Annotated in this window: 12 protein-coding genes; 7 read left to right on the top strand and 5 right to left on the bottom strand. The window is 44.9% G+C overall.

The window, feature by feature from the left end; genetic code table 11:
* Positions 1–11: 11 nt before the first annotated feature.
* Positions 12–1,760: an ABC transporter ATP-binding protein gene (locus ACFQ0N_RS26755; protein ID WP_379332134.1), complete on the bottom strand. Its 1,749-nt coding sequence runs from the start codon at positions 1,758–1,760 to the stop codon at positions 12–14.
* A 209-nt stretch (positions 1,761–1,969) separates the two neighbouring features.
* Here ACFQ0N_RS26755 and ACFQ0N_RS26750 point away from each other — a divergent pair, with 209 nt between their 5' ends.
* From ACFQ0N_RS26750 to ligD, 3 genes are all read left to right on the top strand, one after another.
* Entirely contained in the window at positions 1,970–2,368 is a 399-nt protein-coding gene (locus tag ACFQ0N_RS26750) for a ribbon-helix-helix protein, CopG family (protein ID WP_379332132.1), read from the top strand.
* Between the two features lie 83 nt (positions 2,369–2,451).
* The gene (locus ACFQ0N_RS26745; protein ID WP_379332391.1) at positions 2,452–3,306 is read left to right on the top strand and encodes a class A sortase; all 855 of its coding nucleotides are present in this window, start codon (positions 2,452–2,454) and stop codon (positions 3,304–3,306) included.
* A gap of 817 nt (positions 3,307–4,123) precedes the next feature.
* Positions 4,124–6,304, top strand: a complete 2,181-nt coding sequence (ligD, locus tag ACFQ0N_RS26740; RefSeq protein WP_379332130.1) for a non-homologous end-joining DNA ligase — start codon at positions 4,124–4,126, stop codon at positions 6,302–6,304.
* A gap of 306 nt (positions 6,305–6,610) precedes the next feature.
* Here the strand turns inward: ligD and ACFQ0N_RS26735 are convergent, their stop codons facing one another.
* Positions 6,611–7,060: a MerR family DNA-binding transcriptional regulator gene (locus ACFQ0N_RS26735; RefSeq protein WP_379332128.1), complete on the bottom strand. Its 450-nt coding sequence runs from the start codon at positions 7,058–7,060 to the stop codon at positions 6,611–6,613.
* A 155-nt stretch (positions 7,061–7,215) separates the two neighbouring features.
* On the opposite strand from ACFQ0N_RS26735, the gene ACFQ0N_RS26730 reads away from it, so the two are divergent.
* From ACFQ0N_RS26730 to ACFQ0N_RS26715, 4 genes are all read left to right on the top strand, one after another.
* Positions 7,216–7,638: a DUF6273 domain-containing protein gene (locus ACFQ0N_RS26730; protein ID WP_379332126.1), complete on the top strand. Its 423-nt coding sequence runs from the start codon at positions 7,216–7,218 to the stop codon at positions 7,636–7,638.
* Between the two features lie 29 nt (positions 7,639–7,667).
* The gene (locus ACFQ0N_RS26725) at positions 7,668–7,898 is read left to right on the top strand and encodes a DUF6273 domain-containing protein (RefSeq protein WP_379332124.1); all 231 of its coding nucleotides are present in this window, start codon (positions 7,668–7,670) and stop codon (positions 7,896–7,898) included.
* Between the two features lie 71 nt (positions 7,899–7,969).
* Positions 7,970–8,866: an RCC1 domain-containing protein gene (locus ACFQ0N_RS26720; protein WP_379332122.1), complete on the top strand. Its 897-nt coding sequence runs from the start codon at positions 7,970–7,972 to the stop codon at positions 8,864–8,866.
* 200 nt (positions 8,867–9,066) lie between these two features.
* The gene (locus tag ACFQ0N_RS26715) at positions 9,067–9,951 is read left to right on the top strand and encodes an aminoglycoside phosphotransferase family protein (protein WP_379332120.1); all 885 of its coding nucleotides are present in this window, start codon (positions 9,067–9,069) and stop codon (positions 9,949–9,951) included.
* 58 nt (positions 9,952–10,009) lie between these two features.
* Here the strand turns inward: ACFQ0N_RS26715 and yidD are convergent, their stop codons facing one another.
* The 3 genes from yidD to ACFQ0N_RS26700 form a co-directional block, all read right to left on the bottom strand.
* Positions 10,010–10,534, bottom strand: a complete 525-nt coding sequence (gene yidD / locus ACFQ0N_RS26710) for a membrane protein insertion efficiency factor YidD (RefSeq protein WP_379332118.1) — start codon at positions 10,532–10,534, stop codon at positions 10,010–10,012.
* Positions 10,535–10,589: 55 nt separating this feature from the next.
* On the bottom strand, positions 10,590–10,808 hold the full coding sequence (locus tag ACFQ0N_RS26705) for a DUF4177 domain-containing protein (protein ID WP_379332116.1): 219 nt from the start codon (positions 10,806–10,808) through the stop codon (positions 10,590–10,592).
* 352 nt (positions 10,809–11,160) lie between these two features.
* Positions 11,161–11,592, bottom strand: coding sequence for an MFS transporter (locus tag ACFQ0N_RS26700; protein WP_379332389.1), 432 nt, complete (start codon positions 11,590–11,592; stop codon positions 11,161–11,163).
* Positions 11,593–11,841: the final 249 nt, after the last annotated feature.

Here is an 11,841-nt window from a genome sequence, read left to right as displayed (position 1 = left end):
TTAAATTTCAATTATGCACTTGCTTCAATTTTTGAAGTAGCTGATAGATGGCTATTATAAAGTTTATGATAAAGACCCTTAGATTGTAATAACTCTTCATGCTTTCCTTTATCTACGATCATTCCATTCTCTATTACAATTATCTGGTCCGCGTGTTGAACTGTCGAAAGCCTGTGAGCAATGATGAACGTTGTTTTTCCGACCATTAAACGATCCAAGGCCTCTTGAACTAGCCGCTCGGATTCGTTATCTAGCGCTGCAGTTGCTTCATCTAGCAACAAAACTGGTGCATTTCTAAGTAGAGCTCGAGCAATTGATATTCTTTGTTTCTGACCTCCTGATAAACGGACCCCTCCCTCACCAATGTGAGTATCCAAACCATCGGGGAGTTCTGAAATGAATCCTAAAGCATTGGCATCTCTCGCGGCTGCTATGATTTCCTCCTCTGAAGCATCTAGCTTTCCACAGGCAATATTCTCTCGAATGGTCCCAGAATACATAAAGTTTTCTTGTGGTACGAGTGAGAAGTAGCTTCTTAAGTCTTGCAATTCCATCTCCCTCACATTTTTTTCATCTATCTGTATATGACCCTTGTCAGGTTCAAATAAACCTAATAGCATTTTAAAGATAGTCGTTTTCCCACCACCACTTGGACCGACTAACGCAATTTTCTGTCCGGCCTCTACATTTAAAGAAACATCATTCAGTATTAAGCGTTCTGAATCGTATCCAAATGTCAACCCGGCAACTTCTATTTTTTTAAATTCATGATTAACTTTCTGTGCAGGAATTTCTGGGAACTCAGTTCTTTCGTCCATCGTCTTAAAAATCCGATCCGCGGCGCCAAGTGCTTGTTGAAGCTCTCCCCATGAAGATGCTAGACCGGTAAATGGCCAAGTTAAATGATTCATAAGCTGTATAAAAACGATTAAGCCACCTACGGTCATAGATCCTGACGCTGCAAAATAAGCACCCACAATGAAAGTTATGATAAAGGATAAAAGACCAACTGCATTTGCCGTAGCAGATAGTGAAGCCTGGATTTTCCCTCCGCGAATTTCAAACTTACTGATATCTTCACTATTCAAGATAAATTTATTAAGCAATTTCTTCTCAAGACCAAAAGTTTTAAAAATAATGCTTGATCCCAAGATCTCTTGCAGTACGGAGGTTAATTTTCCAAATCGGATTTGTAATTGTTGTGAATTGTGTCGAAGAACTTTCCCGAATAATCCTCCGACAAGAAGTGTCATTGGACCAACAAGAGCACAAATAAAAGCCAGTTTCCAATTGATTGTAATTAAATAAATAAATGAGGATAATGCCAGGATCGGATTGCGAATTAAAGAAAGTATTGTATCACTGCACGCTTTCCCGATCGCCTGATTATCATTTGTCATCCGTGTTAAAAGCTCTCCGGAATGATTCTCATTAAAATGACTCATTGGAAGACAAAGTACTTTCTTAAGTGTATCGATACGAATATTTTTCCTGATTTGTGATGAGACCTTTGATTTTAAATAGGTATCCAAATAAATGTTTGCAACAGTAAGAAAAAGGATTATGAGACCTATGGTAATAAGGGATGGCCATTGTGCTTCAGTTTGTGCGACTGCTGCATCTGTAATTTTGTTTAGATACCAAGCGGTACCAAGATCCAATCCTATACCGACAAACATTGTTATAAATAAAAAAGTGTAAGTGATCTTGTACTTAAAACAGTAATCTGTAAGACGCCATAATGTTTTCCTCTGTTTCATTTAATCGCCTTCCTTTACATAAGAGATTATTATTCGTTAAACAAAAGATTCTCAAATAAAACATCCATTTAACATCTGTACAACATCCCTTCGGATGGTATATTACCTTAATCATCCATTTTATGCAATACAAATTTCCATTTATTTTGCTTGACAGGGTAAAATTAGTTAGGCATAGTTGAAGTTATAGGGTACCAAGAAGGGGTGTGGTGAATATTCCTGAATTAGAAAAAATAACGATAAATCTCGGGCCGATGGATCTTGGACAAATTGATCTTTTAGTAGACCAAGGATATTATACAAACCGCAGTGATTTTATTCGCATCGCCATTAGAAGACAATTAGACAGTCATTCGGCTGAGTTAAAGGAGTTCAAACATACGAAGTACTTTGCTTTTGGAGTATTAGAATTTGATCGCAACCGATTATTGCAAGCAAAAGAAGAGGGTGTGAAAATCGATATTAAAATCGTTGGCGCTCTCATAATAGCAAAAGACGTTACAAGGGAATTAGCAGAAGAAACTTTCGGTAAAATCCGGGTTTTTGGAATAATCCGAGCTCCCGAATCAGTGAAAAAATGGCTAATTCTTATGAATGATAAAAAATAATCGATTAATCAGGCTAGACCAAGTTAAGGAAGTGTGACATGCTTCGTCTTTATTATCTTAGGATGGATCGAGAATTGGCACCTATGGAATGGGAAGAATGGTTGCCTTACGTTTCTGAAGAAAGACGAGAGCGTGTTGGCTTAACCCGATTGCCTCTTGGTAGCCAGAAGCACTATAATAAACTAAAGGTGCTGCAGGGGGGAGATTGGGTGAGTAAGAAAAAGCGCAGGGTTAAGAATTGGATGTACAACATTTTAAGCATTGTTTTACTCTTAACCGGAATTTTCTTTTTGGCTTATGAGCCTATTATAAATTGGGTCGTTTCTTCCGGGACAGAAGCGGTGAACCTGAATGTTTCAGATTTCCGTAAACCAGAATCAATCGAAGCGCAGAAAGAAGAGCAGAAGGAAGTCTCCTATGATTTTAATGAGGTTGAAGAGCTGGATTTAAAGACCGTTTTAATGGCAAAATTAAATAAGGACGACATTGTTGTTGCCGGAGGTATCAGCATTCCCAGCGTGCATTTAAATTTGCCAATCGGTAAAGGCACTTCCAAATATACATTGGCTTTAACGGCAGGAACGATGAAAGAGGATCAAGTCATGGGGGAAGGCAACTATGCGTTAGCGGGTCATCATATGAACCGGCAGGATTTGCTTTTTAGTCCGTTATTTCAGGTGAAGATTGGAGCCCCTGTATATTTGACCGATTTAAATTATATATATGAATATCAGATTGACGAACAAAGAAGGATCGAAGCGACAGAGGTTGAGGTTATTGACGATGTGGCGGGGGAAAAACTGTTAACCCTCATCACTTGTACAGATAAAGGGTCGGCCAGGTTATTAACTAGAGGACATTTTGTCAAAAGGACGCCGGTGGACCAGGCTGCAAGTGAAATACTGGAGGCTTTCCAACTGGATTTGAATAATCGATAAGTGGCCGCGGCAACCATACACGTATAATCAAGGCTTAGAGCGCCGCGGCGGCTGAGAGCCAAAAAGTCTATGTTTCCGCATACTGTGCATATCGAAGTCTTATGTTCCTTGATTTATATGGGTTTTTCTCAGTTGGTTAAAAGCACACACGGCCAATCCACAGCCTCTTATAGGACGACTAAAGGGATTTTTTGCATTTAGTTTCCCTGTCTTTCAGGAATCACAAGGAACTACATGCATTTTCTCCCTTTAGTTTGCTGCAAAATCACGAACCCCGCTCAAATCGGCTAAACTAAATACAGGTTTTGCATTTAGATCACGAATCGTCTGCTAATCCTCAGCAACTAACTACATAAAACGCAGTTAGCTACTCCATGCTGCTATGCGGCATCATCAGGGGGGATAGCGATCTGGATGCCCTCCGTTTCATCCTCCCTATGTTGACGATTAGGGCTAACGAACCTGAGACACGCTAATGGCCGAAAAATCGGCTTACTATGCGTGTAACGAACCTGAGGCACGCTATTACTGAAAAAAAGGTCGGGAACCGGCCGATTTTCGGCGAATAACGATCGGTAGATTCGTTACAGCCCACAAGGCCCCATTTTGAGCCGAATAAGGTTTGTCAGGTTCGTTAGTGGCTTTAGAATAACGACTGTAGATTGACCGCAATGTCATCTGCAGTCGTTATTTGCATTTAACGGTCAAGTGCAGTACTGGAGAAGCGGCGGGAATAAACTCCTTCCGAGCGCTGCAAAATGGAGTACCGAATACGAATCATTTAGTTGGAAACAATATCCTTTATAGGTTTCAACTCATGAAGGCTTTGAAAGCCAGCGTCGAGTTAGCGAAAAAGACAAGGAAACGGCGTGATTTTATGACTGCGAAACTAAGTGAGTACAACCAAAAAAGGAATTTTGAAAGAACGTTGGAGCCGGAAGGAAAAACAGAAGCTTCGGAAGAAGGTCTGAGATTTGTCGTCCAGCACCATATGGCTAGAAGAGAGCACTACGATTTACGTTTGGAATGGGCGGGGGTTCTTTTGAGCTGGGCGGTGCCCAAGGGGCCTTCCTATGATACTCGTGACAAAAGACTCGCCGTAATGGTGGAGGACCACCCGCTGGAATATAGGAACTTTGAGGGGACAATTCCTAAGGGGGAGTACGGCGGCGGAGTAGTCATGCTTTGGGATGAAGGCTTCTGGGAACCGCAAGGAAATGTGGAGGAAGGACTTCTTAAAGGCGAGCTGAAGTTTGTTCTGAGAGGAAAACGGCTTAAAGGAAAGTGGGTTTTGATCCGGTGGAATGCGAAAGCCGGCGAGAAGAAGGATCACTGGCTATTACTGAAGGAAAAAGATGAGCATGTCAAAACTGATGACAGGATATCCGAATTTAGCACCAGTATCAGGACCGGGCGCACCATGGCGGAGATTGAAGCGGGAGAAGAGGAAAAAATCATAAGGAACCCCTTCAACAGGGTCGAAGTGCAGCTTGTTAAATTAGTTAATACGATTCCCAAGGATGGGGATTGGCTTTACGAGTTGAAATACGACGGATATAGAATCGTTGCGTTTGTAGAGGGCAACAATGTTCGGCTCATAACCAGAAACGGCAATGACTATGCGAAGCAGTTCCATCACATAACCTCATCCCTCATTGACCTTGCTGCCGGAAGGGCGATGGTTCTGGACGGCGAAATAGCAATCACGGATGAATCGGGAAAGACGGATTTTCAGGCTCTGCAGAACTATATGAAAAATCCTAAAGTCCGGAATCTAACCTATATCGTCTTTGATCTCCTTGCGCTGGATGGTGCGGATCTTCGGGGGCAGCGTCTAAGTAACAGAAAAGAAATGCTTGAGACTTTGATGAAGAATGCCCCAAAAAACCTCTACTACAGCCGCCATATTAGAGGAAACGGAAAAGAAAGTTTTGCTGCGGCCTGCGAGGCAGGCATGGAAGGGATAATAGGCAAGAAAGCCGATTCCTGCTACAACGGAACAAGGAACGGTGACTGGATCAAACTGAAATGCGATAAAAGGCAGGAATTCGTTAGCGGGGAATATCCCCTTTCCGACAAAAAAACGACAGAGGATGAAATAGATCCTCGATTCCCCGCCGTAGAAGTGGAGAGATCAATAATAGCAACTTCAAACAGCATTATGATCGAAGGAATAAAAATTACCAACCCGGACAAGGTGTTGTTCGACGACCCTGTAATTACAAAAGAAGACGTTATTCTGTACTATGCAAAGGTTTCGGAACAGATGCTGCCATATGTGAGCCGCAGAATCCTTACCATTGTACGCTGTCCCAGGGGAATATCGCAGACCTGCTTCTATAAGAAGCATCCCGGTCCGGAAAGTAAGGGAGTTGTCCCGATTCCTATCACTACAAGCAGCGGAAAAACAGAAGATTACTTTTATATCGAGAACTTATCCGGGCTTATCTCCGAAGCGCAAATGGGCTCATTGGAATTTCATATTTGGGGAAGCTGCATCAACGAGCTTGAAAAGCCCGATATGATGGTCTTTGATCTGGACCCGGATGAAGGAATGGAGCTAGGCAGGGTGCGGCAGGGTGCAAGGGATATGAAAAGTATTCTTGCCGAACTTTCCCTGAATTCATATCTCAAGACTAGCGGCGGCAAAGGATACCATGTGGTTGTCCCTTTAAAACCGGTTATGAGCTGGGATACGTTGCACGGTTTTGCCAGGCGTGTCGCTGAGGTGATGGAGCAGAAATGGCCTGACCGCTACACAAGCAATGCCAGAAAGGCCAATCGTGCCGGCAAAATATTTATCGACTGGATTCGAAACGGCAGAGGTGCAACAAGTATCGCTCCCTATTCCATAAGAGCGAGAAAAGGAGCCAAGGTGTCCATGCCTATCGCATGGGATGAACTTGACATAGTTGCTCCCGATGGTATTAATATGGCAGATGCGCTTTTAAGGAGCGGCGGCCATGATCCATGGAAAGATTTTTTTCAAAATAATTAATCCCTTAGAAATACCGGAGAGTGTCGAAAAATCTAATATTCTGATCGGCGCCCCCTTGTAATGTTCATATATTGAATAGAGGGGGCTTCTTAACGAGCGGTACTTATTTCCCTTATATGTCTTCGCACAGGGGATAGCTATTCCTGAGGAAGGTAGATAGGGGGGGGGCTACTGGAAAAAACAGGCGGTGAACGCCGAGGCTTTGCTGACATGGGCCGCGCACCCGATCTGGGGATTGAAGGCGAACCGTCGCAACTAAAAAAGATTGATATATCGACTTTGTGGTTGAAATATCTCAGATGTAAATTAGGAAAATGAAAGAGAAAGGACCCAATGCCGAATAGCGGATGGGTTTACACCAGCGATAACGGCGACTTCCCCGATTTTCATTTCATCCGTGACTTGAATATTCCTGTACACAGAGAAATCAGTTTGATGAATGAGGCTCATGACCTCCTCGACTCGTTGCTTCTCTACCTGAATGTTGTATTGTTGTAGATTGATCATCCAAAGTGCTTGTTCAACGTGACCTTTTCTTAATAAGTTCATGACATCATATGCGATAGGCAAATCGAATCCTTTGATCAAGGACCGTAAAGCAAGGAAAGCTTGAACATGGAGCGTAGTATAATATCTTCTATTACTGGCTGTCCGAGGCACGTCAGGCACCAAATCAAGACTTTCATATCTTCGCAAGGTTGTGGTGCTGACATGAAGTGTCTTGGCCATCTGTTTCGGCGTAAAGGTTTTGTCCACCTGCGACACCTTCCTTAAAGTCAAACTCTAAAGTACAGCAACAATATTATAAGAGACAATGGCCGTCCACACAAGGATTCCCGGTATATCAAAAAAAATCTTGCATGAATGTTATATGATCGAAGTTGGAATGAAAAAGCGAGGAGGAAAACTTAATGGAAAAGGGTCATTTTGCTTTAACGTACCGGAACCTAAAGCCCGGCGAATTCATTACGTTCGGCACGTATCCGCAGTCTGTCAACGGTAAAGAACTGGCGATTAAATGGCGTGTTCTTCAAAATTCAGGAATCGAGCTATTTGTTTTGAGTGAGTATATTTTGGACTGCAAGAGGTATCATGGCAAGAGCGCGGATCTGAAGTGGCGTGACTGCATGGAAATTACGTGGCATGACTGCGATTTGCGCGAGTGGCTGAATGATGGATTTTATAACGCCGCATTCAATGCCGCCGAAAAGCAGTTCATAAAGACGACTCATTGCACGGACAACGGAGAGGGCTGCCCAGATACGGAGGATAAGGTCTTTCTGCTAAGCGTTGCCGAGATAAAAGATTATCCGAGATCCACGGCAAGGATTTGAGGCGTGCTGTTGGAACCGATTTTGCCAAGATGAAAAAGCCTGATGGATGCAGCCTGTATGTATATGATAAAACGAACAAAGATAACTATATCATCAGAGACGGCGAAGAGACTGGCTGTTCCTGGTGGTGGTTGCGAACACAAGGAAACAAGCCTTCACGTGCGTTTTTTGTCGGCCCGAGTTGCAGTATTCGCAGCTATGGGAATAACAGTATAGACGGCTATGGTGTGCGTCCTGCTCTAAATATATATCTTTCATGACAAAGATGGAAAGCGCGAAAATACCCGGCCAGCTATGAATGAAAATAGGTCATGTTTTAAGGAGGCAGGATATGGATTGCATTTTTCCGAAAGAAGCGGCGTTAAAGGTGAAACGGTGGCCTGGAAATACCATAGCGGCGGGGCATCGTCATACCGTTGGTGTTAAATCTGACGGCACGGTGACGGCTGCGGGTGATAATAAATATGGCCAATGTGACGTAAGCGGCTGGCGCGATATGGTGGCGGTTGCGGCCGGTAATGTTCATATGGCGACAAACACGGGTAATGCTCATACAATCGGTCTTAAATCTGACGGTACTGTGGCGGCTGCGGGTTGGAATAAGCATGACCAATGCAATGTAAGCGGCTGGTGCGATATTGTAGCGGTGGCGGCAGGCTGGCGTCGTACCATTGGGCTTAAATCGGATGGCACGGTGGTAGCTGCGGGCCGAAATAATGAAGGTGAATGCAATGTAAGCGGCTGGCATGATATTGTGGCGGTCACGGCGGGTGACTGGCATACCATTGGTCTTAATTTGGACGGCACGGTGACGGCTGTGGGTAATAATCGGTATGGCCAATGCAATGTAAGCGGCTGGCGTGACATAGTGGCAGTAGCCGCGGGTTACCTTTATACCATTGGTCTTAAAAGGGACGGTACGGTGGCGGCTGTGGGTTTGAATAAGCATGACCAATGCGATGTAAGCGGCTGGAATGGTATTGTGGCGATAGCGGCGGGGAGTTATCATACGATCGGCCTTAAATCGGACGGCACGGTGGCGGCAGCGGGTGATAATAAATATGGCCAATGTGACGTAAGCGGCTGGCGTGATATTGTGGCGGTAGCGGCGGGTTGCACTCATACGATCGGCCTTAAATCGGACGGCACGGTGGTTGCTGCGGGTAATAATGAATATGGCCAATGCGACGTAAGCGGCTGGAGCGGCATCCAACTTCCCAGCAATTAGTTTTCAATATGAATAACTCAACTTTCCAAGCACACGTCGCATATTGGTTCGGCACAGCTGCCCAACGACAACCAGCTGTAGCCCGCGTTCACACAATGATAAACGTTCAAAATAAATATAAACAATTATTCCTTTGTTCTAGGCAGGGGAAGTGGATTAAGATTAAGGAATCGTATGAAGGAAGGAGCCGTGGTATGGGTATGAACGATGTAAGTACTATATTGAAAAGGCTGGACATTGCGGGGGCTGGGGAGATGACGCCCGTCCTTTTAAACAAGGGGGGCAATCTGGTGGTTCATCTTGCGCCTCATCCATGGGTGGCGAGGCTGACCCCGGCCAGCAGCGCTTCCGAGCTTGAGGCTGCGCGCTGCAGGGCCAGGCTGGAGCTTGCAGTGGCAGCGCATTTGCAAGCCAGCGGCGTTCAGGCGCTTGGCCTTGCCGAAGGGATAGAGGCAGGGCCTTATGAGCTGGACGGGAATGTGATCACCTTATGGCGGTATGTACCGGAGACAAAGCTGGAACGGCCGTCTCCTCAGGAAGCATATGCACGCCTGCTCGATTTGGCGGAGGCGCTGCGCCGCTGCCCGGCAAGCCTGCCTGCGCTAGGCGTCTGGGAACGCGCCGCCCAATCGGCCGCTTCTCTTGCGAAGCAATCCGATCCCCGCATTCAAGCGCTGCTGAAGCAGTTCCGGGCGATCGATGAGGAGATGCGGGCAGAGGACAGACAACTGCAGCCCTGCCATGGCGATGCCCATACGCGCAATTTACTTGCAAGCCCTGAAGGATGGCTGTGGATCGATTTCGAGGACGCCTCGCTGATGCCGCCTTATTGGGATATTGCTTCCTATGTGACGAATCTGGCTATGTTTCTGGGCTTGGAAGAACCTTATTTTTCCTATATGCGTCATTGCGCTGCCAGCAAAGGAGACGACGAAGCGTTCAGCTTTGCCGTAACAGCCCGGGCGCTACTGTCGACGCTTGGCAATCTGGATTACGCGCTGCAGGGCCGCGGAGATTTGCCCTTTGCCATGGAGCAGTTGAATCGGGCCGCCGATTTTATTGCCATCGTAGGATCACAGGCTTGAGAGGAAAGGCAACAACTATAAATCTGAACTTTCATCTTCTGTAATTTATGACATTTCATTACGGCCAATCATAACCGCCTCCATGAGGATTACAGCGTTTGAGCCGCTGCACTCCCTTGCGTATTCCTTTAAATGCGCCATATTTAGATACCGCCAAAATCATATACTCGGAGCAGGAAGGCTCGAACCTGCACTTATTACGTATGCGGACAGGTGCAAAATACTGGTATAGGCGGACAGTACAAAGGGTAATTCGTCTTAGACGTGCAATAAAATAACCGAATGCAAATATCGCTGTACTAAGTACAGCAACCCAACGGGCAGTCCCCCAATATGTCAGCATGTAAAATATGCCTGCCGATAATATAAACATCACTATGATGTTGAGGAACAGCGATCCCCACTGGATGACAGGTCGAACGAGCGTTCTTTGATAATTGACGCTCCGGGGATCGCTCGCATCCGCCTCAGGAAAGAGAGCTTGAATAAGCATTTCCCTATCAGGGACGTCTCCACAGAGAACCTTCGTTTCTTTGAGTTCCGAATGCTGCATCTGGTCGCTATGTATCTGTTTTTTCTCCATAAATAATTTCACACCATAGTTTTCCTCTATTAATCTTATCTGTTTGTCTAAAAAACTACTCTTGGACAAAAATGAGCATGTAGTAGTTCGTAGAGACTGGTTGCTGAAAACAGCCCGGCTTCTCTGTAACTGTAATCGCTTCCATGGAGTGGTAGTCCCAACCTTGCTGGGCTTCTCTATTAATGATGTCAGCAAAAAGATTGAACGCCGCTTGTGAATCACCTTTTCCAACCTCTATATTTTTGGGGCCTGCTACTGCTTTATACCTTTTCATAAAAATACCTCCCATTATTTTAATCTATTTATCAATGTATAAGAGTGTTTTGTTGCTGTATAAATATAAAGCGACTATATATATTCAATATAGGCCGGTGGTTGGAGGTAAATTGTTCTACCTGCCTATACATTATTTTACATAGAACCATTGTTATTTCAAGTAAATTATAAAATTCATGTCGATTACCCAAGAAAGAACATGAAAATTGGGTAGGATAACGCAGCATGTTCAGCCCCGAGGAGGAGACCCGATTCGAATCCGATTCAGCAAGGATGCGTTTTTATGGCGGATCAATCGTTTCGAATGATTGGACGTATTCCGAATATGCTCAAATACATGATTCCGGCAACTAGTGATAAAACAAAAAGGAGGAGAAACATGTTGCTGTAAAGATGAGCGTTTGCTTGTTCAATAAAAGGGAGGATGGTGCCGCGAGCGCTTTGACGTTTAACAGGGAGGATACGGTAGCCGTTCCAACAGCGCCTGAAACACCGACGGCTAACCCGTAAAACCCCATTCCGGCTCCTATTTGCGAAGCGGGCAGCGTTCGGGTGACTGTTTCGGTAAGCGAGGTTTGCACAAACGACATCCCGGTATAGATAATAGCCAACGAACCGCTGATATACCAGATCGATTTATCCGTCATACCGGCAAACAGCAGCAACGCCGCACCTATCAGCAGATAGCCAATGTAAAAGACGAAACGGTGGCCGTTCCTTGCGGTCATTTGACCGGCGATAACGCCAATGATCACTGAAAACACGGCTCCTGGAAACAGCACGATGCGATGCAGGGAATTTCGGCAATCATCGCGCCTATTGTAAGCACGACTCTTTACCAAGTCGATAAACAAATCCCTATGGCAATTGTGGCGATTCTAGCCGTCTTTCTGGGTGTAATCATGATGATAAATTCCAAAAACAGATTACCCGCGAAAAACCTTTAATACGGCAAAAGAATCGGTTTAAAAAAGGGGATATAGCTGCAGAAAGAGAATAAAATGGATTATGATTCAGTTGTAATGGGGGGA

This window comes from Paenibacillus sp. GCM10027626 (assembly GCF_042676285.1).
Taxonomy (GTDB): domain Bacteria; phylum Bacillota; class Bacilli; order Paenibacillales; family Paenibacillaceae; genus Paenibacillus_Z.
This window is presented reverse-complemented; position numbering and strand designations above follow the sequence as displayed.

Coding starts and splice junctions, on each gene's coding strand:
- ACFQ0N_RS26755 (WP_379332134.1), bottom strand. CDS start 1,760: ATGAAACAGAGGAAAACATTATGGCGTCTTACAGATTACTGTTTTAAG.
- ACFQ0N_RS26745 (WP_379332391.1), top strand. CDS start 2,452: ATGGAATGGGAAGAATGGTTGCCTTACGTTTCTGAAGAAAGACGAGAG.
- ligD (WP_379332130.1), top strand. CDS start 4,124: ATGAAGGCTTTGAAAGCCAGCGTCGAGTTAGCGAAAAAGACAAGGAAA.
- ACFQ0N_RS26730 (WP_379332126.1), top strand. CDS start 7,216: ATGGAAAAGGGTCATTTTGCTTTAACGTACCGGAACCTAAAGCCCGGC.
- ACFQ0N_RS26725 (WP_379332124.1), top strand. CDS start 7,668: ATGAAAAAGCCTGATGGATGCAGCCTGTATGTATATGATAAAACGAAC.
- ACFQ0N_RS26720 (WP_379332122.1), top strand. CDS start 7,970: ATGGATTGCATTTTTCCGAAAGAAGCGGCGTTAAAGGTGAAACGGTGG.
- ACFQ0N_RS26715 (WP_379332120.1), top strand. CDS start 9,067: ATGAACGATGTAAGTACTATATTGAAAAGGCTGGACATTGCGGGGGCT.
- yidD (WP_379332118.1), bottom strand. CDS start 10,534: ATGGAGAAAAAACAGATACATAGCGACCAGATGCAGCATTCGGAACTC.
- ACFQ0N_RS26705 (WP_379332116.1), bottom strand. CDS start 10,808: ATGAAAAGGTATAAAGCAGTAGCAGGCCCCAAAAATATAGAGGTTGGA.